At 72.3% G+C, this 23,364-nt stretch carries 22 protein-coding genes; 11 read left to right on the top strand and 11 right to left on the bottom strand.

All coding sequences use genetic code 11. The features are described 5' to 3' along the window. Nucleotides 1-52: 52 nt before the first annotated feature. Complete coding sequence (locus tag ACFUO4_RS04040; RefSeq protein ID WP_383479684.1) at nucleotides 53-1,513, top strand: aldehyde dehydrogenase family protein; 1,461 nt, start codon at nucleotides 53-55, stop codon at nucleotides 1,511-1,513. Here the strand turns inward: ACFUO4_RS04040 and ACFUO4_RS04035 are convergent. The 9 genes from ACFUO4_RS04035 to ACFUO4_RS03995 form a co-directional block, all read right to left on the bottom strand. Then, on the bottom strand, nucleotides 1,510-2,712 hold the full coding sequence (locus ACFUO4_RS04035) for a type III PLP-dependent enzyme (protein WP_383479682.1): 1,203 nt from the start codon (nucleotides 2,710-2,712) through the stop codon (nucleotides 1,510-1,512). The two genes, ACFUO4_RS04040 and ACFUO4_RS04035, sit on opposite strands and share 4 nt — an antisense overlap. After that, nucleotides 2,709-4,406 (bottom strand): IucA/IucC family protein, encoded by a 1,698-nt coding sequence (locus ACFUO4_RS04030; RefSeq protein WP_383479681.1) that lies wholly within the window; start codon nucleotides 4,404-4,406, stop codon nucleotides 2,709-2,711. Before ACFUO4_RS04030 ends, ACFUO4_RS04035 begins: the two co-directional genes overlap by 4 nt. Next, a complete protein-coding gene (locus ACFUO4_RS04025; protein ID WP_383479679.1) occupies nucleotides 4,406-5,599 on the bottom strand; it encodes an MFS transporter in 1,194 nt (397 codons plus the stop codon). Before ACFUO4_RS04025 ends, ACFUO4_RS04030 begins: the two co-directional genes overlap by 1 nt. Then, a complete protein-coding gene (locus tag ACFUO4_RS04020) occupies nucleotides 5,596-7,260 on the bottom strand; it encodes an IucA/IucC family protein (RefSeq protein ID WP_383479677.1) in 1,665 nt (554 codons plus the stop codon). Before ACFUO4_RS04020 ends, ACFUO4_RS04025 begins: the two co-directional genes overlap by 4 nt. Beyond that, entirely contained in the window at nucleotides 7,257-8,435 is a 1,179-nt protein-coding gene (locus ACFUO4_RS04015; RefSeq protein WP_383479675.1) for an acetyl-CoA carboxylase biotin carboxylase subunit family protein, read from the bottom strand. The genes ACFUO4_RS04020 and ACFUO4_RS04015 overlap by 4 nt, the downstream gene beginning before the upstream one ends. A gap of 89 nt (nucleotides 8,436-8,524) precedes the next feature. Then, a complete protein-coding gene (locus ACFUO4_RS04010) occupies nucleotides 8,525-9,547 on the bottom strand; it encodes an ABC transporter substrate-binding protein (protein ID WP_383479673.1) in 1,023 nt (340 codons plus the stop codon). Between the two features lie 33 nt (nucleotides 9,548-9,580). Next, nucleotides 9,581-10,414 (bottom strand): ABC transporter ATP-binding protein, encoded by an 834-nt coding sequence (locus ACFUO4_RS04005; protein WP_383479671.1) that lies wholly within the window; start codon nucleotides 10,412-10,414, stop codon nucleotides 9,581-9,583. Then, a complete protein-coding gene (locus ACFUO4_RS04000) occupies nucleotides 10,411-11,418 on the bottom strand; it encodes a FecCD family ABC transporter permease (RefSeq protein ID WP_383479669.1) in 1,008 nt (335 codons plus the stop codon). The genes ACFUO4_RS04005 and ACFUO4_RS04000 overlap by 4 nt, the downstream gene beginning before the upstream one ends. Continuing rightward, on the bottom strand, nucleotides 11,415-12,407 hold the full coding sequence (locus ACFUO4_RS03995) for a FecCD family ABC transporter permease (protein WP_383482268.1): 993 nt from the start codon (nucleotides 12,405-12,407) through the stop codon (nucleotides 11,415-11,417). The genes ACFUO4_RS04000 and ACFUO4_RS03995 overlap by 4 nt, the downstream gene beginning before the upstream one ends. Nucleotides 12,408-12,579: 172 nt before the next feature. On the opposite strand from ACFUO4_RS03995, the gene ACFUO4_RS03990 reads away from it, so the two are divergent. The 10 genes from ACFUO4_RS03990 to ACFUO4_RS03945 all read left to right on the top strand — a co-directional run bounded on the left by ACFUO4_RS03990 (nucleotide 12,580) and on the right by ACFUO4_RS03945 (nucleotide 20,743). Continuing rightward, the gene (locus ACFUO4_RS03990) at nucleotides 12,580-13,419 is read left to right on the top strand and encodes a (2Fe-2S)-binding protein (RefSeq protein WP_383479667.1); all 840 of its coding nucleotides are present in this window, start codon (nucleotides 12,580-12,582) and stop codon (nucleotides 13,417-13,419) included. A 53-nt stretch (nucleotides 13,420-13,472) separates the two neighbouring features. Further along, complete coding sequence (locus ACFUO4_RS03985; RefSeq protein ID WP_079308938.1) at nucleotides 13,473-13,901, top strand: spore germination protein GerW family protein; 429 nt, start codon at nucleotides 13,473-13,475, stop codon at nucleotides 13,899-13,901. 71 nt (nucleotides 13,902-13,972) lie between these two features. Further along, a complete protein-coding gene (locus ACFUO4_RS03980; protein ID WP_383479665.1) occupies nucleotides 13,973-14,404 on the top strand; it encodes a transketolase in 432 nt (143 codons plus the stop codon). 90 nt (nucleotides 14,405-14,494) lie between these two features. Next, nucleotides 14,495-15,580 (top strand): S-(hydroxymethyl)mycothiol dehydrogenase, encoded by a 1,086-nt coding sequence (locus ACFUO4_RS03975; protein WP_383479663.1) that lies wholly within the window; start codon nucleotides 14,495-14,497, stop codon nucleotides 15,578-15,580. After that, nucleotides 15,580-16,209 (top strand): MBL fold metallo-hydrolase, encoded by a 630-nt coding sequence (locus ACFUO4_RS03970; RefSeq protein ID WP_383479661.1) that lies wholly within the window; start codon nucleotides 15,580-15,582, stop codon nucleotides 16,207-16,209. Before ACFUO4_RS03975 ends, ACFUO4_RS03970 begins: the two co-directional genes overlap by 1 nt. Before the next feature lie 45 nt (nucleotides 16,210-16,254). Continuing rightward, nucleotides 16,255-16,629, top strand: coding sequence for a DUF4180 domain-containing protein (locus ACFUO4_RS03965; protein ID WP_383479659.1), 375 nt, complete (start codon nucleotides 16,255-16,257; stop codon nucleotides 16,627-16,629). Nucleotides 16,630-16,732: 103 nt separating this feature from the next. Then, the gene (locus tag ACFUO4_RS03960) at nucleotides 16,733-17,650 is read left to right on the top strand and encodes an SDR family oxidoreductase (protein WP_383479657.1); all 918 of its coding nucleotides are present in this window, start codon (nucleotides 16,733-16,735) and stop codon (nucleotides 17,648-17,650) included. Between the two features lie 28 nt (nucleotides 17,651-17,678). Further along, the gene (locus tag ACFUO4_RS03955) at nucleotides 17,679-18,470 is read left to right on the top strand and encodes an SDR family NAD(P)-dependent oxidoreductase (RefSeq protein WP_383479655.1); all 792 of its coding nucleotides are present in this window, start codon (nucleotides 17,679-17,681) and stop codon (nucleotides 18,468-18,470) included. A gap of 65 nt (nucleotides 18,471-18,535) precedes the next feature. Then, nucleotides 18,536-19,831 carry an MFS transporter gene (locus tag ACFUO4_RS03950; protein WP_383479652.1) on the top strand — a complete coding sequence of 432 codons (1,296 nt, stop codon included), beginning with the start codon at nucleotides 18,536-18,538 and terminating at the stop codon, nucleotides 19,829-19,831. 216 nt (nucleotides 19,832-20,047) lie between these two features. After that, nucleotides 20,048-20,743, top strand: a complete 696-nt coding sequence (locus tag ACFUO4_RS03945) for a L,D-transpeptidase (RefSeq protein WP_079308933.1) — start codon at nucleotides 20,048-20,050, stop codon at nucleotides 20,741-20,743. A 29-nt stretch (nucleotides 20,744-20,772) separates the two neighbouring features. On the opposite strand, the gene ACFUO4_RS03940 is transcribed toward ACFUO4_RS03945, so the two are convergent. Together ACFUO4_RS03940 and ACFUO4_RS03935 are read right to left on the bottom strand one after the other, a co-directional pair. Further along, the gene (locus tag ACFUO4_RS03940; protein ID WP_383482265.1) at nucleotides 20,773-21,972 is read right to left on the bottom strand and encodes a Gfo/Idh/MocA family protein; all 1,200 of its coding nucleotides are present in this window, start codon (nucleotides 21,970-21,972) and stop codon (nucleotides 20,773-20,775) included. 38 nt (nucleotides 21,973-22,010) lie between these two features. Next, nucleotides 22,011-23,354: an ABC transporter substrate-binding protein gene (locus ACFUO4_RS03935; RefSeq protein ID WP_383479650.1), complete on the bottom strand. Its 1,344-nt coding sequence runs from the start codon at nucleotides 23,352-23,354 to the stop codon at nucleotides 22,011-22,013. Nucleotides 23,355-23,364 lie beyond the last annotated feature (10 nt).

Below are 23,364 nucleotides of genomic sequence, written 5' to 3'. Positions count from 1 at the left end.
AACATATTCACGCAATGCGCACATATCGGTGGCGAACGAAGAGGTCCGCATCATGCCCATCACCCGTGAACTCCTCATCGGCGGCAAGGATGTCCCCGCCGCCTCCGGCCGCACGGCCGAGGACCTCAACCCCTACACCGGGGAGGTGTACGCGACCGTCGCGGCGGCGGGCCCCGAGGACGTGCGGCGGGCCGTGGACGCGGCCGACGCGGCGTTCGAGGAGTGGGCGGTGCTGGCCCCCTTCGCCCGGCGCGCGATCCTGCTGAAGGCGGCCGACCTGCTGGAGAGCAAGGGCGACCAGGTCGCCGAACTCATGGCCGGCGAGGCCGGCGGCACCCGGCCGTGGGCGTACTTCAACGTGGCGCTCGCCGCCAACATGCTGCGCGAGTCGGCGGCCGCCGTGACGGCCCCGCGCGGCGAGGTGCTCACCGCACAGGAGCAGGGCGCGCTCGGTCTCGCGGTGCGTGAACCGGTGGGCGTGGTCGCCGCGTTCGCGCCCTGGAACGCACCGGTCATCCTCGGCGTACGCGCGGTCGCGGCGCCGCTGGCCGCGGGCAACACGGTCGTCGTCAAGGCGAGCGAGGACGCGCCCATAGCCTGCGCTCTGTTCGTGGCCGACGTGCTGCGTGAAGCCGGGCTGCCGGACGGCGTGCTGAACGTCATCACCAACGACCGGGCGGACGCCGCCGAGATCGCCGAGGCCCTGATAGCCGACGAGCGGGTCCGGGCCGTGAACTTCACCGGCTCCACCAACGTGGGCCGCATCATCGGCGAGCACGCGGCACGTCATCTCAAGCCCGCCGTCCTGGAGTTGGGTGGCAAGAACGCGGTGATCGTACTGTCCGACGCGGACGTGGACTACGCCGTCGATGCCGTCACCTTCAGCGTGTTCATGAACGCCGGGCAGATCTGCATGTCCGGCGACCGCATCCTCGTCCACGAGTCCCTCGCCGAGGAGTTCACCCGCAAGTTCACCGCCAAGGCCGCCTCGCTCCAGGCCGGCGACCCCTCCGACCCGCACACCGTGGTCGGGCCGCTGGTCGCCGCCTCCGCCGCGCAGCGCGTGGCCGGGCTGGTCGAGGACGCGGTCGCCAAGGGCGCGAAGGTCCTCACCGGCGGCGGCAAGCCGGACGGCGCGGTCCACCCGGCGACCGTGCTCACGGACGTGCCGAAGGACGCCGAGCTCTATCACGCGGAGGCGTTCGGGCCGGTGTGCGTGGTGGAGACGTTCGCCGACGACGCCACCGCCGTGGCCGTCGCCAACGACACCGACAAAGGCCTGACCTGCGGCATCATCACCGAGAACGCCACCCACGGCCTCGCGGTCGCGCGCCGGATCCGCACCGGCATCGTGCACATCAACGACCAGTCGGTGGCCGACGAGCCGCAGGCCCCCTTCGGCGGCTTCAAGGCCTCCGGGTACGGCCGCTTCGGTGGCCGCTGGGGCATCGAGGCCTTCTCCAACACCCGCTGGGTGACCATCGCCACCCAGCAGGCGCACTACCCCTTCTAGCGGTCCTGCTCCGGCCCGGCGTCCAGGAAGTGGAAGCCGGGCCGCGGGTGCATCAGGAAGTCGTGGTGGGAGATGTTCCAGGCGTAGGCGCCCGCCAGCGAGAACAGCACCCGGTCACCGGCCCGCAGCCCGGCGGCGGGCACCCGACGCGCGAGGGTGTCCTTCGGTGTGCACAACTGCCCGGCCAACGTGACCTGTTGGCCCTCGGCGGCGGGGCGCGGCCAGGGATGCGGCCACGCCTCGACCGGGAGCACGGAGCAGGGCTGGTCGTGTCCCTTCGTCGCCGGGGTCCGCAGGTGGTGGGTGCCGCCCCGGACCACGGCGAACTCCTCGCCGTGGCTGCGCTTCACGTCCAGCACCTCCGTGGCGTACCAGCCGCAGTACGCCGTCAGCGCCCGCCCCGGCTCGATCCGCAGCGTCAACTCCGGGTGTCTCGCGGCGAGTCGGGCGAGCCCGCCGCCGTATGCCGCCCAGTCGAAGCGGCGCCCGGGGTCGGCGTAGTCGACGTGCATGCCGCCGCCGACGTTGACCTCGGCGAGCGGGACACCCAGGCCGGTGGCCCAGGCGACCACGGCCGCGGCCGCAGCGAGGAGGTCGGGAGCCTCCAGACCGCTCGCCAAGTGGGCGTGGACGCCTCGGAGTTCGAGGTGCGGGTAGGCGCCGTCGGCGAGAGCGCGTACCACCTCGGCGGCCTCGTCCGGGTCCATGCCGAACGGGGTCGGGCGCCCGCCCATCGCCAGTGAGCTGCCCGCCAGCGAGCCGTCCGAGAGCGGGAGATTGACGCGCGGCAGCACCGCGACCCGCCGTCCGCTGCGCCGCGCCAGCTCGGCCAGCATCCGCAGCTCGTAGGCGCTCTCGACGTGGAAGCGGTCGACTCCCCGCTCCAGTGCCCCCGTCACCTCGTCCGGCGTCTTGCCGGGCCCGCCGAAGGCCAGCGGGCGGCCCGGCACGGCCTGGGCGACGTGGGCGAGTTCGCCGCCCGAGGAGACCTCGTAGCCGTCGACGTACGGACCGAGTGCGGCGAGGATCTCCGGCTCGGGGTTGGCCTTGGCCGCGTAGTAGAGCTCCACGCGCTCGGGGAGCGCGTCCCGGACGGCTGCGGCGTGGGCGCGGAGGGCCGCCAAGTCGTAGACGTAGGCGGGGAGTTCGCCGGCGGGCAAGGACCGGACGTGGTCGTGGACCGTGCGTGTCGTTGTCATCGGGTGCTCCCGGTCAGGATGTCCTCGGCGAGCGGGGACGGCAGGCGGACGTACCCGGCCTCGCGGTCGGCCTTGCGCTCCCAGCGGGTGAGCAGGTTGGCCTTCGCGGGCAGCGGGACGCCGGCGAGGAGGGCGGCCAGGCGGGGCGGGCAGCCGTGGCGGTCCGCGTAGGCCCGGAGCGTCGCCCGCACCCGGTGCCACAGCGCGGCCTCCGCCCGCGGGTGCAGGTCGGCGAGGGCGGCGAGCAGCTCGGCCACATGGTTGACCAGCAGGCAGTAGACGACCCGGTCCCAGCCCCGCTGCGCGTCGTACGTCATCGGCGTCGCGACCTCGGGCGGCAGCGCGGCCAGGGCGTCGGCGTGGTGCTCGGGGATCAGCTTGGTGCCCTCCAGGTCGCGGAAGAGGACCTGGGCGGGCAGGCCGGTACGGTCCACGCAGACCAGGACGTTCTGCAGGTGGGGTTCCAGGACCAGGCCGTGGTCGAAGTAGGCGGCCAGGACCGGTGGGATCAGCAGGTCGAGATAGGCCGACCACCAGTCGAGGGCCGCGCGGGCGTCCGGGGTGCCGAGGAGCCGGGAGATCTGCGCGGCGCTGGTCGGGTACTCGTCGGCCACCGCGGCGGCCAGCAGCGGGGTGGTGCCGGGCGCGAGGCGTGCGGGCAGGCCCTCGCGGACGATGACGCCGAAACCCTCGAACAGCTCCCGGTCCGGGGTGCCGTCGGGGCCCGGCAGGGCGACGGTGCGGTAGGCGGGCTCACGGAGCACGGCGCTGCCGGGGAAGCGGCGGGCGAGGTCGGCCAGGGCCGGGGCGAGCGCGCGGGTCAGGGCGACGGCGCCCGACAGCTCGTAAGTACTGTTCTTGCGCAGGCAGTTGGTGATCCGCACGTTCAGGCTGAACTTGAGGAAGGTCTCCCCGTCGTACAGCGTGCGCACGGACGCCGTGGCCGCGAACGGCCGCCCGCCCGGGCCGAGGTCGAGGACGTCGCCGCGTCCGAGGGCCGCGCGCAGGATCGGATGGTCGCGCAGCGTCTCGTACTGCCAGGGGTGGGCGGGCAGCAGCCGGTAGCCGTCCGGGACGTCGGCGCGCGGACGGTCCAGAGGGGCCACGGCCGACGGCTCGGCGGCCTCCTCGGCGATCAGGTGCTCGCGCACGGCGAGGTGCCGCAGCGGGAAGACCGCCCCGGCCTCCGGCGCGTACGCGGACCAGGCGTGCGGGTCGCCGGTGCGGGCCTTGGGGGTGGGGTGGAAGCGGTGGCCGAACAACAGGGACTGCTCGGAGGCGAGGTAGGCGTCGGTCGCCGAGGTGCTCGGCGTGCTGAGCGCGGTCGTCACGGAGGCGTGGCTGGAGGCGACCTGTTCCAGGAACTCCTCGTTGGGCACGCCGCTGCGCAGCGACAGCTCGTCGCGCGTGTACTCGGCGAGACGCCGCCAGTCCACCTCGGCCCAGTCGGTGCCGCGCTGTTCGTGGACGGGCCCGGTGAAGCGGTGCGCGCCGAGGAGCGAGGTGCGGCGCAGGGCGACGCGCAGCAGGACCCCGCGGCGCGGCAGCCGGAGCAGGAGCGTGCCGTCGGCGACGACACTCTGGCGTTCCGGCCCGGACACCTCGCGCAGCAGACAGTTGAGCAGGGTGTGGGCCACCACCTCGTCGGCCGTGGGCAGGGCGGTGCGCTCGGGAGTGGGGGCGAGCGGGGGCATCAGCGGCTCCAGCGGGGGGTCATGGAGGAGAGGAGGGCCGCCACGGCGGTGACGGCGGCCGCGGCGGCGCCGGTCAGCACGGGAGCGGCCGGGCCGAAGCGGGCGCTGCCCGCGGCGGCGGCGAGGCCCGCGACGACCGCGCCGGCCTTGGAGAAGAACTCGAGGGAACCGAACATGCCGCCGGGCGCCCGCCCTCTGGCGCACTCCGCGGCCAGCACCTGCAGGCACACCAGGCCGAGGGTGAGACCGGCGCCGAGCAGCAGCCGTACGGCGATCAGTGCGGGCAGGTGCGCGGCGAGGCCGTGTCCGGCGAGACCGAGGGCGATGAGGGCGAACCCGAGCACGATCCCGGCCCGGGGGCGGTCCCGGAAGGCGGCGTGCACGGCCAGCGCGCCCACCAGATAGCACAGGTGGGGGAGGGCGAAGAGCACGCCGGACAGCGTGGGCGAGGTGCCCGGCAGCCGGTCGTCGACCAGGGCGATGAGGTACGGGAAGGAGATGACGGTGGAGAACACGAACGCGAACTCCAGTGTGTACAGGGCCCGGAGCGAGAGCACGGGAGCCGTCTGGGGAGGGGCGACGGTGTCGGTCTCCCGGTGCTCGGCTGCCCCCGGTTCCGGAAGGGCCGCGAGCAGCAGCGCGGCCGTCAGCGGCAGTACGGCGAGCAGCGCGTACTGGCGGTGCGGCGACAACCAGCCGGACAGCGTGCCGACCACGATCGGCGCTACCACCAGCGCCGCCCGGGCGCTGCCCTGCATCAGGGTGAGCGCCTTGGACAGGGCCGGGCCCTCCAGGGCCGCGCCCAGATATCCGTTGGAGGCGGCGAACGTGCCGCCCAGGACGCCCTGGAGGACGAGCGCCAGCGTGAAGGTCGCCAGCGAGTCGGCCCAGCCGGCCAGCAGGAACGCGACGGTGAGCCCCAACTGGGCCCGCAGCAGCAGCCGTTTGCGCCCGTAGCGGTCGGCGAGCCGCCCCCACAGCGGGGCCGCCAGCGCGCCGAACACGGTCGGCACGACATACAGCACCCCCGCCCAGCGGGCCTGGCGGTCGCCCAACTCCGGGAGAATCTCGGTGAGATACGGCGGCAGACCGAGGGCCGCGAAGGACGCCACGAAGTAGCAGCCCGCCACGGCGTGCACCTGGCCCCGCCCGAAGCCGCCGCGCGGCACTCGGACGGCCTGCGCGGCGCTCATGCCGGACCCCCGTCCGGGAGCAGGTAGTTGGGTCCGGTGGTGTAGTGCTTGTTGACGTCGGTGGCGCCCGAACGCTCCTTGGACAGCAGCGTCCCGGCCGTGACCATCGCCTTCACCGGCAGCCGGGGCGCCCGCAGCACCCGGGCCCGCAGCACCTCCCCGGCGTCACCGCCGAGCCGGTCCACCGCCTCCGTCAGCCGGGCCCGTACGAGATCGAGCACGGCCCGGCGCTGCCGCGGCAGCCCGAACGCGTAGGCGCCCGCGCACAGATGGACGGTGATCGTGGCGAACACGTCGGCCACCGGACCGTCGCCGGTGACATGGGTCCGGGCGTCGTCGAAACCCCACGGGCCGGGCAGGACCGCACCCAGCCGTTCGGGGTTGATCCGCGGCCCGTCGTCGTCCTTGAACAGCAGCCGCAGACGTCCCGGCTGCAGCACCAGCGAGATGTTCTGCTGGTGCGACTCCAGCGCGATGCCGTACCCGAACAGCGTGGTCTGCCAGTCGAAGAGCAGCGTCAGGAAGGCGTCAAGGAGGGCGAGCCGGTCGCCACCGTGGAAGCGGTCGGCCAGGTGGTCGAGGACCAGCCGACCGTCGGGCGCTTCGGCGAGCAGGGCGGCCAGCGGTACGACCTCGGCGCCGTCAAGACCGGCCGGGAAGCGGCGGCAGAGCACGGCCAGCAACTCGTGCCCGGCATGGGCGTACGTGGTCTCGTCGGCGTGCAGGATCGTGTCCCGGAACCGGGGTTCACGGGCGAGCACGGCCTCGACGAGCCGCTGTCCCGCCGCGCCGTCGACGAGGGTGCCGGGCTTGACGGACCGCTTGTTGCGCAGGCCCAACGTGGAGGTGGTGAGGGGGAGTTTGAGATGGTGCGTGTCGTCCACGGCCACCGTGCGCATCGACAGGGTCGGTACGACGTCGAGGTGCGTGCGCTCGGCGAACAGGGCACCCTCGGGAAGGCCCGCCTCCCGCAGGGCGTTCACGGTCAACGGGTGGACCGGCAGCGGCAGATGGGTGCCCTCGGCCGCCGCCAGCCCGAGGTCGCCACAACTGGGCCAGAACTTCGGGAGCGTGCCGGCGACGGTGACGGACTCGCGGGGCAGGGCCAGCCAGCGCAGGGCGAAGGACGGGTGGAACTCCGGTGCGTAGGCGCGCAGGTCATCCTCGGTGAGCCCTGCGCGTCCGCGTGCCGTGGGATACACGGGATGGTCGAGGCGGGCGGCGAGGGCGTCGTACGCGAGCGGCGGCCACCGGGTGGAGTCCGTGCCGAAGCCGACCGGTGAGGTCGCGTGCAGCCGCATGGTGGCCAGCGTCTGCCGGCACTCCTCGGCGAAGGCGTCGTAGCCCTCACGGTCGACAGGGTCGGCGAGCGCGCGCAGCGCGGTGAGGACGGTGTCGTACGAGCTGAGCTCCCTGCCGTCCGACTCGCGGACCAGTAGGGGCAGTCGGGCCGCGTACTCGCACTGGAAGCCGTCCTCGGCGACGGGCAGCAGGAGCGCGTCGCCCTCGGCGGGCAGTCGCAGCCAGGGGCCGTCCGGGCGTTCGACGAGGCTGCTGCGGGTGCGCAGGCCCACGACGTCCTCGCGGAGGAGAGCGCTCAGGACACGGGTCAGCAGCTGTGCGTCACAGGTCGCTTCGGCCCGGATCGTGTCGGCCGTCACGGCTGGATCTCCCAGCGCAGGCCCGCCAGGAAGTCGGCCGTCACCCGGTCCACCGTCGGCTGGTCGGTGCCGGTGGCGCGCAGCACACCGAGGTAGTCGCGGTTGGTGCGGTACAGCTCGTGCCGCTCCCCGGTCGGCCGTAGCGGACGGTACGTCAGGTGAACGCCGTCCACGACGAGTTCGGTGGCAGGCGGGGCTTCGGTGAGGAGGCCGGCGCGGTCGGCGCACGGGTACTCCAGGCGGGCGGCTCCGTCGCGGCGGGTGCCGAGGTCCGCGGGGAGCGGCTCGCCCAGATGGGTGCGGAGGATGTGCTCGAAGAGGGGGATCTCCAGGAGCCGGGCCAGCAGCAGGTCGCACTGGTCGCCGATGGCCCGGTAGTTGACCTCGATGATCCGCGCCCGGCCCTCGTGCACCACGAACTCCGTGTGGCAGGCGCCGAACCCGACACCCAGCGCGTCCAGTTGGGCGAGGACCTGGGAGACCACCGCCTCGGGGTGGGCCGGGACGAAGGTGAGGCGTTCCTCGATGAAGTACGGCGGGGGCGACAGCTCGGTGTGGAAGCCGCCCAGGACGTGCCGGACCTGCCCGTCGCCGAGGGTCTCCAGGGTGTGGAGCTCGCCGGGGAGGTACTCCTCCACGACGAGGACCGCGTCCGGGCGGCGCGCGAAGATCTCCTTGGCGCGGGTGGCCAGCTCCTCCGGTCCGTCGACGAGGACGACGTCCTCGCTGGCGACGCCCTCGCGCGGCTTCAGCACACAGGGGTAGGGGGCGTCGGTGAGGGCGGCGCTCGGTTCGGTGATCTCGGTCGACCAGACCGTGTCCACGCCCGCGGCGGCGAGCCGGCGGCGCATCTCCGCCTTGTCCTTGCAGCGCAGCGCGGTCCGCCAGTCCTTGCCGGGCAGGTCGAAGTAGGCGGCGGCCAGGGCGGCCTGGGTCTGGAGGTGGTCGCTGTTGGTGAAGACCGCGTCGGGGTGGTGGTGGGTGGAGATGCGGGTGACGACGGCCCGGAAGTCACGGACGTCGCACTCCAGGACCTCGACGTCGGGATACGTGGCGCGGTGGGCGGCGGGCTGGTCGGTGAGGACGGTGACGTCCAGGCCCAGCCGGTGCGCGGCGGGCAGGAAGCCCTCGGTGACGGAGTCGGTCGGATTGAGGGCGAGCAGGTACAGGCGCATGAGTGAGGGGGAACTTCCGCTAGCGGGTGGGGGGTTGACGGGGGCGGGCCCGGCCGGGAGCCGTGCGGCCCGCCCCGGTTCAGCGGGAGTTACCTGGCGGGGAGTTCGACGCCGGTGGCCTTCGCGACGTCCGCGAGCATCTGCTCCGCGGCCTGGACACCGATGCCGGACATCCAGGTCTCGTCCGGCACCTCGAAGACCTTGCCGGCCTTGACGGCCGGGAGGTCCTTCCACACCGGGTTGGAGGTGACCTGCTTCTTCTGGGTCTTGTCGTCGACGTCCGCGGAGGTGACGAAGATCAGGTCGGCGTCGGCCTGGTCGATCTGCTCGGGGCTGACGTCCTTCATCGTGACCTCGGGGTCGTTGGAGACCTGCGAGGCGGGCCGCTCGAAGCCGATGTCGTTCAGGACGACACCGCTGTAGGAGTTGGACTGGTACAGCCGGGTCGGACCGGCGATGAAGCGGACCACGGACGCGGTCGGCATGGTGCCGCCGTCCTTCTTCCTGATGGCCTCACCGAGCGCCTTGGCCTGCGTCTCGTACTTCTTGAGCTTGGCCGCGGCCTCCTTCTCCAGGCCCAGCGCCTCGGCGTGGACCTTGAGGTTCTCCTTCCAGACACCGCCGGTGGTCTCCGTGAAGACGGTCGGGGCGATCGCGCTGAGCTTGTCGTAGACCTTCTCGTGGCGGATCTTGGAGGACAGGATCAGGTCGGGCTCGAGGGAGGCGATCTTCTCCAGGTCGGGCTCCAGGAGCGGGCCGACGTCGGCGGTGTCCTTCAACTCGCCCTTGAGGTACGTCGGGAAGCCGCCCTCGGTCTTGAAGTGCGGGGCGACCGCGCCGACCGGGTCGATGCCGAGGAGGGTGACGTCGTCCAGCTCGCCGGTGTCGAGGACGACGACCCGCTTCGGCTGGGACGGGATCTTCACGTCGCCCATCACGGTCTTCAGGGTGCGCGGGAAAGCGGCCGAGCCGGCGGCGGGCTTGGCGGCGGCGGAGCCGTCGGAGCCGGAGTCGGAGCCGCCGCAGGCGGCCAGGACGGTCGTACCGAGTATCACGGCGAGCAGGGTGGCCAGAATCTTCCTGATTCCGGGCAGGGTGAAGCGCTGGGACATGGGGGGTGGGTTCTTTCTGGGTAGGTGAGCGGGTCAGGCGGCCGCGGTGGAGCGCCGGGCCGCGCTGCTTCTCGGGACGACCAGCGGGGTGCCGGTCTCCGGGTCGGGGACGACCCGGCAGTCCACGTCGAACACGGACTTGACCAGCTCCGCGTCGAGGACCTCCGCCGGGGCTCCGGCGGCGGCGAGCCGGCCGTCCTTGAGGACCACCATGTGGTCCGCGTAACGGGCGGCCTGTCCGAGGTCGTGCAGCACCATCACCACGGTGCGGCCCGCCTCGGCGTGCAGTTCGGCGACCAGGTCGAGCACGTCGAGCTGGTGCCGGAGATCGAGGAAGGTGGTGGGCTCGTCGAGCAGGAGCAGCTCGGTGTCCTGCGCCAACGCCAGGGCGATCCAGGCGCGTTGCCGCTGACCGCCGGAGAGCCGGTCCACGGGCTGGTCGCGCAGGGACGCGGTGCCGGTGCGCTCCAGAGCCTCGTCGACCGCCTTCTGGTCGGCCGCCGACCAGGGGCTCAGCAGCCGTTGGTGCGGGTAGCGGCCCAGCCGTACGAGAGCCTCGACGGTGATCGCCTCCGGGGTGACCGGCTGCTGCGGCAGCAGGCCCATGCGCAGCGCGAGGGCCTTCGCCGGCATGCGGTGGATGTCGGAGCCGTCGAGGGTGACTGTGCCGGCGGCCGGGGCCAGCAGGCGGCTCAGGCCGCGCAGCAGCGTCGACTTGCCGCAGGCGTTGGGGCCGACGATCGCGGTGACGGCACCGCCCGGGAGGGTGAGGTCGAGGCCGCCGACGACGAGCCGGTCGCCGTAGCGGAGGTCGAGGGCCTCGGTGGCGAGCTGGTTGGGCGTGGTCACTGGCGTCTTTGCGGTCATGCGTGGGTCCTCCGGACGGGTGAGCTCTGCCGGAACATCAGCACCAGCAGCCAGGGCGCGCCGAGCGTGGCCGTCACCGCGCCGACCGGCAGCCCCTCGATCGGCAGCAGGTGCTGCACCACCAGGTCGGAGGCGAGCAGAAGTACGGCCCCGGTGAGGGCGGCGAGGGCGAGGGACACGGCGGTCGGCGGCCCGGTGAGGAAGCGCACGATGTGCGGCACGGCGAGCGCGACGAAGGTGACGGGACCGGCGAGGGAGGCGGCCAGGGACGCCGACACGACGGCCAGGAGGAGGAGTTGGAGGCGTGCGGTGGCCGTGTTGAGGCCGAGAGCGCCCGCCGAGTCGTCCCCGAGGTCGAGCACGGCCAGGCGGCGGTGCAGGACGAGCGCGGCGGCGAGCGCGACCAGCAGGGCGCCGCCCGCTCCCCACACCTCCGTCCACGTCCGCCCGTACACCGACCCCGTCGTCCACTGCAGCGCCGAGCCGGCGAGCTCGGCCGGGAAGCGCACGATCATCAGGTTCACGGCGGCGGCGAGGCCCGCCTGGACCGCGAGGCCGGTGAGCACAAGGCGGGTGACGGAGAGCCCGGAGCCCCAGGCGAACACGCCGAGCAGCAGGGCCGACAGGAGCCCGCCGGCCAGCGCCCCCACGGGGATCAGGGTCTGCGAGGCGCCGGCCGCGAGGAGCGCGACCGCGCCCAGCGAGGCCCCGCCGGTCACCCCCATGACGTCCGGGGACGCCAGCGGATTGCGGAACAGCCGCTGCAGCACACAGCCCGCGACCCCGAGCCCGGCACCGCCGGCGATCGCCGCCAGCGCGCGGGGCGCCCGGAACTGCTGCACCACCAGGACGTCACCCCGGTCGCCGAGCCCGACGAGGGCACGCAGGGCCGTGCCGGCCGGGATGCGCATCTCACCGGTCGTCAGGGAGACGGTGAGCAGTGCGAAGAGCGCCAGAAGTCCGAGGGCGGCGAAGAGAGGGACCCGGGTACGGATGCCGCTCATCGGGCCACCTTCCGGGCCAGCACTGCCAGCAGGGGCGCGCCCAGGAACGCGGTCACGATGCCGACCTCCAGCTCCGAGGGGCGCAGCACCATCCGGCCGAGCACATCGGCCGACAGCAGGAGCAGGGGACCCGCGATCAGACAGCCGGGCAGCAGCAGCCGGTGGTCGCCGCCGAGCAGCGGCCGTACGAGATGGGGGGCGGCCAGGCCGATGAAGGCGACCGGCCCCGCCACCGCGACCGCCGACCCGGCGAGCAGGACGACCGCGATGCCGCCCGCGAGCCGGACGCGGGCCACCGGGACACCGAGGGACTGGGCCGAATCGTCGCCCAGGGCAAGGGCGTTGAGAGCGGGGGAGACGGCCAGCGCGACGACGATCCCGAGCAGCAGCGTCGGCAGGACCGGCCACAGCGTGTCGAGCGGGCGCCCGGCCAGGGAACCGGCGAGCCAGAAGCGGGCCTCGTCGAGGGTGCGCTGGTTGAGCAGCATCACCGCGGATGTCCAGGACAGCAGCACGAGTTGGAGCACGGTGCCGCCCAGCGCGAGCCGTACGGGATCGATGTCCCCCGCGCGGCGGGCCAGTGCCTGCGCGAACAGGGCGGCCGCGGCGGCCCCGGCGAACGCGAACCACACATATTCGACCGGGTCGTTGAGCTTCAGGGCGAAGATTGCGACGACGACCGCGAAGGACGCGCCCGCGTTGATGCCGAGGGTCGTCGGCGAGGCGAGCGGGTTGCGGGTGATTGCCTGCGCAACGGCACCGGCGACGCCCGACGCGGCGCCGACCGCGAGGCCGATGACGGTCCGCGGCAGCCGCAGACCGGTCACGACGAGCGCGTCCCGCCCGTGGGCGCCGCCGAAGAGGGCGTCGACCACGGTGGGGAGCGGTACGGAGCGGGCGCCGAGCGCGAGGCTCAGCGCGGTGCACAGGGTCAGGGCGGCGAGGCCGGCCAGGAGCAGCGGTATGTGCCTGAAGGCACGGAAGGGCACACCTGTGGCGGGTGCACCCCGTTGGGTCGCAGTCACGAGCGGTGAGCTTAGGTGAGCCTTGCTTTAGTTTTCAACCGGCTGTGAGAATGCTGTGGTGCGGCCTGACGTGGAGATCTCTTGATCGAGGTAAGGTAAGCCTTGCCTATGAAATCACTCTGTGGGGAGCGCGTCGATGCCCGTGGCCCTGAAGACCTCGCCGGACGGTACCGTCGCCCAAGCCCTGGGTGACGTCTATCGGCGGCTCGCGGGCGTCTGTGGCGCGCTGGACGTACGGCTCGCCCGTGCGGCGGGGGCGCAAGGCGGCGTGACGGCTGCCGAGTTGGCCACCGAACGCGGCGCGCTGGACGCCTTCGTCGAGGCGGAGGCGGCCCGCGTTCACGATCGCTACGGTGTGCGCCCCCGCCCGGACGTCGCCGCCTCCCGCGCCCTGCATGACTACGCCTGGACCGTCGGCATGCTCATGGGCGGCCCCTGGTACCTCGAACGCCGGGTGCCGCGCATCCGCCCCGAGGATCTCCGCCTCGACCTCGCCTCGGGGACGTACACCATCAACCCCGGAAGCGAACTCGCCTGTCTGGCCGACGACCCGGTGGCCGGACGGCCCGGCGCCCTGACCCTTCCTCAGGAGGAGCAGCTGCGCGCCCAGTTGAGGATGGCGCTCGCCGATCACATGCGTCCCCTGCTCGCCGCGATCGGCCCCGTCGCGCGCCGCCGCTCACGTGCGCTGTGGGGCATGGTCTCCGACGACCTCGTCTCCGCCCTGTGGTATCTCGGACGGATGCTCGGCCAGGAAGGCGCCGCGATCAGAGCCGCCACCGAGGTGCTGCCGGTGGCCGTACCGCCGTACCCCACCGGCGCCGACTTCCGCCATCTGGCCGGCGCGGACGGCCGCCGCCATCCGACCCGGACCCGTACCGGCTGCTGCATGTTCTACGCGATCCGCCCGGCCGAGGCCTGCTCCACCTGCCCGCGCACCGGTGACGCCGAACGGCTGCGCCGCCTGGAGAGCTAGGGCAAACGCCAACTCCCCTGCCGGAGCGGCGGCTTCCGGCCTAGGGTGAGGCGATGACCGCAGCCCAGGAGACCTCCGCGTCCACGCCGTCCACCGAACTCGGCGCCGTCGACGCCTCCACCACCCTGCTGGAACGCCTCGCCGAGAAGCTCGGTGGCAAGGCCACCGTCAGTGCGGTGTACGGCGAGCCGATCACCGGGGACGGCATCACCGTCGTCCCCGTCGCCCGGGTCAGTTTCGGTTTCGGCGGCGGTGCGGGGCAGGGGAGCGGCGCCGCGCTGAGCGGCGAGGGAGGCGGCGGGGGAGGCGGTGTCGACGCCCGGCCGCTCGGCTATATCGAGATCAAGGACGGCGCGGCCGTCTACAAGCCCATCCGCGACCCCTGGGTCGACCTCGCGCTCCCGCTCGCGGGCATGCTGGTCGGCATCGTGGGGTCGAGGTCGGTACGTGCCCTGGTGCGCAAGCGCAACCGCCGCCCCTGATCCCGGAGTTCACCCCGCCGAGGTCGGGGACTCGAGGCATCCGGACCGGGCAAAGAGACAGCCACATTCCTGTGGACTTGTCAAAGGGGGTGCTGAGCACGGTGCGGGACGGGGAGCGGGCGTACGTGCACGTCTCCGCCGGGTCCCACGCCGAGCCGCGCGGCGGCGGGCAGGGCTTCGAACGCGTACGGGAAGGGCTCGGCGGCGTGGCCCTCGCGGTCGGCGCCACGATCGACCCGGTGCTGCGCGCCACCGCCGGGCTGGACGTGACGGTGCTCTACGCGACCACCGTCCGTCCCTTCGACGAGATCGGCCCGCGCACGGCCGTCCTCGCCGCCGACCGCGCGGACGTCGTCCTCGTCGGACCGGGCCGACCGGGGATCGCGGCGGGGCACGTCGCCGAGACCCTGGTCCATGTACCGCACCGGCTGCTGGTCCCGGGCGCGGCGGACACCCACGACGAGCCGGCGCTCGGCCGGGCCGTACGCGAGTTCCTGACCTGAGCCGGAGGGCTCCGCTTCCCGTGCCGTTACTGATCGGTTACCCGTAGGGTCGGGGGAGGAACGACAGGGCCGAAGGAAGGGTTCACCACCATGGCGCAGGAAGTACGCGGCGTGATCGCACCGGGCAAGGACGAGCCGGTCCGGGTGGAGACGATCGTGGTACCCGACCCGGGTCCGGGTGAGGCCGTGGTGCAGATCCAGGCGTGCGGTGTCTGCCACACCGACCTGCACTACAAACAGGGCGGCATCAACGACGACTTCCCCTTCCTGCTCGGCCATGAGGCCGCGGGTGTCGTGGAGTCGGTGGGGGAGGGCGTCACCGACGTCGCGCCCGGTGACTTCGTGATCCTCAACTGGCGTGCGGTGTGCGGGCAGTGCCGGGCCTGTCTGCGCGGACGCCCCTGGTACTGCTTCGACACCCACAACGCCAAGCAGAAGATGACGCTGACCGACGGCACCGAGCTGTCGCCGGCCCTGGGAATCGGCGCGTTCGCGGAGAAGACGCTGGTCGCGGCCGGCCAGTGCACCAAGGTCGACCCGTCGGTCTCCCCGCAGGTCGCGGGCCTGCTCGGCTGCGGAGTGATGGCCGGCATCGGCGCCGCGATCAACACCGGCAACGTCGGCCGGGGCGACACCGTCGCCGTCATCGGCTGCGGCGGCGTCGGGGACGCGGCGATCGCCGGGTCGAACCTCGCGGGTGCGGCGCGGATCATCGCGGTGGACATCGACGACCGCAAACTGGAGAAGGCCCGCACCATGGGCGCCACCCACACGGTCAACTCGCGTGAGACGGACGCGGTGGAGGCGATCCGCGAGCTGACCGGCGGCTTCGGCGCCGACGTCGTCATCGAGGCGGTGGGCCGCCCGGAGACCTACCAGCAGGCCTTCTACGCCCGCGACCTCGCCGGCACCGTCGTCCTCGTCGGCGTCCCCACCCCGGAGATGAAGCTCGAACTGCCGCTGCTGGACGTGTTCGGCCGCGGCGGCGCGCTGAAGTCCTCCTGGTACGGCGACTGCCTGCCCAGCCGCGACTTCCCCATGCTGATCGACCTGCATCTGCAAGGCCGCCTGGACCTGGAGGCGTTCGTGACCGAGACCATCGAACTCACCGACGTGGAGAAGGCGTTCGAGCGCATGCACCACGGCGATGTCCTGCGCTCGGTGGTGGTGCTCTGATGACCGCCCGCATCGAACGCCTCGTCACCTCCGGCCAGTTCAGCCTGGACGGCGGCACCTGGGACGTCGACAACAACGTGTGGATCGTCGGCGACGAACACGAGGTCATCGTCATCGACGCCGCGCACGACGCCCGGGCGATCGCCGAAGCCGTGGGCGAGCGCCGTCTGACGGCGATCGTGTGCACCCACGCCCACAACGACCACATCGACGCCGCGCCCGAACTGGCGGACCTCACCGGCGCCACCATCTGGCTGCACCCCGACGACCTGCCGCTGTGGAAGCAGACCCACCCCGACCGCGACCCCGACGCCCACCTCCAGGACGGCCAGGTCATCGAGGCGGCGGGCGCCGACCTGAGGGTCCTGCACACCCCCGGGCACGCGCCCGGCGCGGTCTGCCTCTACGACCCCGGGCTCGCCACCGTCTTCACGGGCGACACGCTGTTCGCCGGCGGACCGGGGGCGACGGGACGGTCGTACAGCCACTTCCCGACGATCATCGACTCGATCCGCGCCCGGCTGCTGGAGCTGCCGCCGGAGACGAAGGTCCTGACCGGGCACGGTGACTCCACGACCATCGGCGCGGAGGCCCCGCACCTGGAGGAGTGGATCGCCCGGGGGCACTGAAAATCCCCCCGGGCCCAAGGCGGGTCACGGCTAGGCTCGCCTGTCATGACCACAGACGAACTCATGAACCTCCATGGCGTCACCGTGCTGCGCTGCACGCCCGACGGACCCGCGCTCGACGGCGAGCGCGCCGCGCTGGATCTGATCGGAGACGCCATGGGGCGGGGCGCCGACGTGGTCGCCGTGCCCGCCGAGCGCGTCGCGGAGGAGTTCTTCCGGCTGCGGTCGGGGGTCGCCGGGGCGGTCCTGCAGAAGTTCGTGAACTACCGGGTGCGACTCGCCGTCGTGGGGGACGTCTCCCGTCACCTGGACGAGAGCGCGGCGCTGCGCGACTTCGTGCGCGAGACCAACCAGGGCGGGCATGTGTGGATCGTCGCGAACGACGACGAACTGGGCGAGCGGCTGCGCCCGGCCGGGTGACCCGGCCCTGAAAACGCGGCAGCCGATGTAAAAGGCGACAGAAGATGTCCGGCTTACCGGAGACCGTGGAATCGACACCAACGGTCGTACGGGAGGTTCGGACATGGCAGCACAGCCGCTGAAGGGCAAGGTCGCGCTGGTCGCCGGGGCGACACGGGGAGCCGGACGGGGCATCGCCGTGGAGCTCGGGGCGGCCGGCGCCACCGTGTACGTCACGGGACGCAGTACGCGCGAACGCCGCTCGGAGTACGACCGCCCCGAGACCATCGAGGACACCGCGGACCTGGTGACCGAGGCGGGCGGCGAGGGGATCGCCGTCCCCACCGACCACCTGGAACCGGCGCAGGTCCGCGCGCTGGTCGACCGCATCGCCGACGAACAGGGCCGCCTCGACGTCCTCGTCAACGACGTCTGGGGCGGCGAGCGGCTCTTCGAGTGGGAGAGCCCGGTGTGGGAGCACGACCTCGACAACGGACTGCGGCTGCTCAGGCTCGGCGTCGAGACCCACGCGATCACCAGCCACCACGCCCTGCCCCTCCTCCTGCGGCACCCCGGCGGCCTGGTCGTCGAGATGACCGACGGCACCGCCGAGTACAACGGCGCGAACTACCGCAACACCTTCTTCTACGACCTGGCCAAGTCCTCCGTCCTGCGGATGGCCTTCGCGCTCAGCCACGAGGTGGGCCCGCGCGGGGCGACCGCCGTCGCCCTCACGCCGGGCTGGCTGCGCTCGGAGATGATGCTCGAAGGGTTCGGCGTACGTGAGGACAACTGGCGCGACGCCCTCACCCAGGTCCCGCACTTCGCCATCTCCGAGACCCCGCGCTATGTCGGCCGGGCGGTCGCGGCCCTCGCCGCCGACCCCGACGTGTCCCGCCTCAACGGACAGTCCCTCTCCAGCGGCGGCCTCGCCCGGATCTACGGCTTCACCGACCTCGACGGCAGCCGCCCCGACGCGTGGCGCTACATCGTGGAGGTCCAGGACGCCGGCAAGCCGGCCGACGTCACCGGCTACCGCTGACGGGCGGGGCCGCCTACGGTTCGGCCGCATGACACGTTTCCAGGGGTACGGAGTCCTCCTCACCGGCGCCGCCCGCGGCATCGGCGCCGCCACCGCCCGACGGTTCGCCGCGGAAGGCGCGCGCGTGCTGGTGACCGACCGGGACACCGAGGCGGCCGGGAAGACCGCGGCGAGCCTGCGGGACGAGGGCCTGGCGGCGGAGGCGTGCGGCTGTGACGTGGGCGACCGGGCGGCGGTCGAGGCGGCGGTCGCCCACGCGGTCGCCGCCTTCGGCACCCTCGACGTCCTGGTCAACAACGCCTTCCACTGCACGCCGGACGCCCCGCTCTTCGAGGACGAACCCGACGAGGCGTGGACGGCCGACCTCGACATCACCCTCACCGGCGCCTACCGCTGCGCCCGCGCCGCCCTGCCCCACCTGGCCGCCTCAGGCCGCGGCGCGATCGTCAACGTCGGCTCCGTCAACGGCCTCGCGGACTTCGGCAACCACGCCTACAGCGCCGCGAAGGCGGGCCTGGGCTCCCTGACCCGCACCCTCGCCGGGCACGCCGCCGAACGGGGCGTCCGCGTCAACCTCGTCGCGCCCGGCACCGTCCGCACCACCGCCTGGGAGGGCCGCGACGACGAACTCGCCCTCCTCCGCCCGCTGTACCCCCTCGGCCGCGTCGGCGAGCCCGAGGACATCGCCGCCGCCATCACCTTCCTCGCCTCCCGCGACGCCTCCTGGATCACCGGCACCACCCTCGTCGTGGACGGGGGCCTCACCGCGGGCGACAGCGGCTTCCGGCGCGCCCGGCGCACGCCTCCCACTGCGAAGTAACGCTTAACATTCGCTGTAGATCTATTCACTTGTGCTGCACGGACGGCGTCGGGCAGCGTTCTCGTGTGCCCGAGACCCAACCCGACGCCCACGCCGCCACACTGCCCGACTCCCCTTGGCGCGCCCCCGACTTCCGCACCCTCTTCGCCGCCAGCGCCCTCAGCCAGCTCGCCGCGAACGTCAGCTACGTCGCCGTCCCCCTGATCGCGGTCACCGCCCTCGACGCGGGACCCGGACAGGTCGGCGCGCTCGCCACCCTCAGCACACTGGCGTTCCTGCTCATCGGGCTGCCCGCCGGGGCCTGGGTGGACCGGATGCGCCACCGTCGGGTGCTGATCCTGGCGGACCTGGGCCGTGCCGTCCTGTACGCCTCCGTCCCGCTCGCCTGGTGGACGGACACGCTCACCCTCGGCCAGCTCTACGCCGTCGTGCTGCTCAACGGCGCGGCGACCGTGTTCTTCGACGTGACCTCCCAGAGCACACTGCCCCGTCTCGTGGGCCGCGAGGCCCTCGTGCCCGCCAACGCGGCCATGGTCGGCCTGCAGGCCGTGGGCAACGTCGCCGGGCGCGGCGCGGGCGGCGCTCTGGTCCAGCTCCTCAGCGCCCCCGTGGCCGTGCTGTGCACCGCGGTGACCTACCTGGCCTCCGCGCTCCAGCTCACCCGGATCCGGCGTCCGCAGGTACCCGCGGGACGGGAACGGCCGGCGACCTTGGGGGCGCAGATCGCCGAAGGCCTGCGCCACGTCTTCGGCAACCCGGAGCTGCGCGCCCTCGCGCTCACCGCTGCCCTCACCAACGTGGGCATGCAGATCGTCAACACCATGCTGCCCGTCGTGTTCGTCCGTGAACTCGACCTGCCCGCCGCCGCGTTGGGGCTGTTCTGGGCGGCGGGCGGCCTCGGTCTCCTGCTGGGCGCCCGCTGCGCCCGCCCCCTCGCCGGCCGGCTGGGCTACGGCCGGTCCCTCGGGCTGGCCGGTGTCGCCCTCGCGCCCGCCGCGCTGCTGGTGCCCCTGATCGACCGGGGCGGGTGGCTGTGGCTCGCCGGCGCGGGCTGGACGCTGGCCCTGTTCAAGACCGGCACGGACAACGTCCTCGGCGTCAGCCTGCGCCAGCGGATGACCGCGGACGAGCTGCTCGGCCGGATGAACGCGACGTTCCGCTTCGTCCTGACCGGCGCGCTCGCGCTCGGTGCGGCGGTCTCCGGCGCACTCGGTGAGCTGGCCGGTGTGCGGGTCACGTTGTGGGCCGGCGGGGCGCTGCTGGCGACTGCCTTCCTGCCGGTCTTCCTCTCGCCGGTCCGCGCCCGCCGCGAACTCCCGGACCGCGCCCCCGTCACCGCACCCGTGCCACAGCCCCGATGATCCGGTCCACGTCCTCCGCGGACATCCGCCGGTCACGGAGCCGGCGGCCCGCGCGGCCCGGACGTCCTCGGCCGTGCGGTGGAGCCGCTACGCCGCTGCGACGAGCTGGAATTTCACCGTTTGGTCACAGCCTGAGCCGGCATACAACCGCCGCCCCGGTGTACCGGTCAAACAGGGAGATCGCACCGGACACGGAACAGGAAGGCACCGCCCACCATGGGGGACATACGCAGACGAGGGGCCGTCGCCCTCGCACTCACCGGGCTGGTCGCACCGCTCACCCTCGCGATGGGCGCCGCGCCCGCGCAGGCGGCGAGCTGCACCACGCAGACCGGGCCGTACCAGAAGCAGGTCGAGAAGTTCCTCGGCCTCACGGTCGACGGCAAGCAGTCGACGACCGACTGCAAGGCCATCCAGGCCTTCCAGAACAAGCACGGCATCAAGCCCAACGTCGGCTACGCCGGTTCCGTCACCTGGGGTGTGATGGACCTGATGAAGAAGCAGAAGGCGGTCGGCAACAACCCCAACAAGGAAGGCAAGTGCCCGACCAACAAGGGCCGGATCGCCTGCGTCAACCTCACCCTCCAGCTGAGCTGGATCCAGGACGGCGACCGGCTGGTCTACGGGCCCGTCCCGGTGCGCACCGGCCGTGACGGCTACGAGACCCGCACCGGTCTGAAGAAGATCTACTGGCGGGACATCGACCACGTCTCGAACATCTACAACGTGCCCATGCCGTACAGCCAGTTCTTCGACGGCGGCCAGGCCTTCCACTCGGTGAACCTCAGCATGTGGAACCCGCCGGGCTCGCACGGCTGCACCAACATGACCAAGAAGGACGCCAAGAAGTACTGGTCGCTGCTGAAGAAGGGCGACGACGTCTTCATCTACGGCCGCAAGCCGGGCACCTGATCGGCCACCCGGCCTGCGGCGCAGGCCGGTTACCGCGGTGCGTCCCCGAAGTCCGGGATCTCCAGCCGTACCCCACCCTGCCGCGCGGACTCGTGCGCGACGATGCCCGGCAGGGTGTAGCGGGCCGCCACCCAGGCGTTGACGGACGGCAGCGTGCGGGAGTTGACCGCGGTGACGAAGTCGTCCACCAGGAAGTGGTGGCTGCCTTCGTGGCCGTTGTGCAGGTGGTCGAACTCCCGCGGCAGCCGCGAGCGGTCGTGCACCGGCGCCGAGCCGGAGGTGAAGGCGGCCCGCAGGTCCGGCGCGATGTGCTGGAGTGACGGGTCGTCAGGGGACAAGGTGGGCTTGGGCTCCAGCAGTTCGCTGATGTCCTTCACGCCTTTCTTGTCCTGCCACAGCGCGTATGTGGCGAGCTGCTCCATGCTCGCCTCCGTGCCGAAGAAGCGGAAACGGGACTCGCGGATGTGCGAGGGGTAGCCCACCCGCCGGAACTCGTTGGTACGGAACGAACCGCCGCCCGCCACCTCGAACAGCGCGGTGGCGTTGGAGAAGTCGTTGCCGAACTGGCTGACCTCCTTGTCGAACACCCCGTCCCCGCGGTCGTCCACGACACCGATCGCCGACACGCTCACCGCGTGCGTCTGCCAGGCGCCGAGCACCCCGCCCACCGAGTGGGTCGGGTACAGCAGCGGGGGATAGCTGGCGGTGGCCTTCCAGTTGTCGCCGCCGCTGTACTGGTACGCCTCGTAGAAGCCCAGGTCCATGTCGTGGACGTAGTCGCCCTCGGCGTAGAAGAGCCGTCCGAAGGCCCCCTCGGCGATCTGGTTGCGGGCGTGCACGGTCGCCGGGTTGTAGTGGCTGGTCTCGCCCATCATGTACGTCAGCCCGGTCGCCTTGACCGTGTCGATGATCGCCGCGATCTCCTCGGTGGTGATCGCCATGGGGACCGCGGAATAGACGTGCTTTCCGGCGTTCAGGCCCTGGAGGACCAGCGGACCGTGCGTCCAGCGCTGGGTGAAGATCGCGACCGCGTCGACGTCCTCCGACTCCAGCATGGCCTGGTACGAGGGGAAGGTGCCCGACAGGCCTTCGGCGGCGGCGAGTTGCTCGGCGCGATCCGGCAGGAGGTCGGTGACATGGACGTCGCTGACACCGGGGTGGGCCAGGAACAGTTTGGCGAACTGGCCCGAGAACTGCCCGGCGCCGACGATGCCGAGGGAGAACGTCATGGAGGAGATGCCTTTCACTGGTCGAGTCATGGGCCGAGTCATTGGCCGAGGATGAAGTTGATCTGGTCGTTGGTCTTGGTCAGCCCGCTCACGGGGGCGTCGTTGGCGAAGACGTCCTGCATGGCCGGCCGCATCAGCGCGTACACGTCCGCCGCGTAGTCGGTGACCGGGAACGAGAACGTCCGGGCGTGCCGCTTGTCGGTGACCGGTTCGGTGAAGGCGGACACATCGATGCCCTTCTTCCGGTACGCCGCCACGGCCGCCGCGGTGCCGTCAGGGGTGGCCGGGAAGACGATGCCGTAGCCGCCGACGGTCTTCTGGCACTCGTTCGAGGCCAGGTACTGCACCCATTTCCTCGCGCCCTCCTTGTTGCGGGCGTGTCTGGTGACCGAGTCGGCGAGGCCGTTCATCATGGTGGCGCGCTTGCCGCTCGGGCCGGTGGGGGTGACGGCCGTGCCGACGTCGAGGCCCTTGGTGCCGTAGTACGTCGAGATCATCCAGGCGCCGTCGAAGGCCGCCGCCGCCCTGCCGGAGGCCACCTGCGCGTTGGCCGGGTTGGCGCCGTCGGTGTAGTCGGTGTAGGGCGCGAGATAGCCCTTCTTCGCCAGCCCGAAGTACCAGTCGATCACCGACTGGAAGGTCTTGCTGTCGTATTCGTAGGCCGTGCCCCAGCGGGCCTTGTCCGTGTAGTTCCAGCCCGCCGAGGCGGTGAACGGGCTCCAGGTGGTCTGCCCGTCGCTGTCGCCGGCGCCGCCCGTGGCGAGGCCGTACACCTTGACGTGGTTCTTGTCGAAGCCCGGTTCGTCGCCCCGCTTGCCGTTGCGGTCGACGGTCAGATGCGCGATGGCCTTCTCGAAGGTGCCGCCGTCCTCCGGGTTCCAGGACATGGAGTTGAGCTGCTCGGCGGTGAGGCCGGCGGCCGCGGTCAGTTTCTTGTTGTAGAAGAGGGCGACGGTGTCCCAGTCCTTGGGGGCGCCGTAGCGGTGGCCGTCCCGGCCGATCCAGTTCGCGCCGAGCCCGGCCTGGTAGGCGGAGTCGTCGATGCCCAGGTCGTCCAGCGGTTCGAGCACGTCGAGGTCGGCGAACTGGCCGAACTTCTGGATGTGGTCGGTGAAGACGTCCGGCTCGGTGCCCGCGATGAAGCTCGCGGTGAGCTTGGTCCAGTAGTCGGCCCACCCCATCTGTGTGATCTTGACGTCGGGGCCCGGGTTCTCCTTCTCGAAGCCCTTCGCGCAGGCCTGGTAGGCGGGCAGCTGGTTGGCGTCCCACAGCCAGTACGTCACGGAGCCGGCGCCCGAGCCGGCCGCGCCACCTTGCGCGCACCCGGAGACCAGGGACAGCGTCAGCGCTCCCGTGAGCGCCATCACGGTACGAATTCGCATGCCTGGCCCC

It is taken from the genome of Streptomyces sp. NPDC057280, assembly GCF_042668605.1.
Classification (GTDB): Bacteria; Actinomycetota; Actinomycetes; order Streptomycetales; family Streptomycetaceae; genus Streptomyces.
Note: the sequence above shows the minus strand (reverse complement) of the source record. Positions and strands in the feature narration are given on the sequence as shown.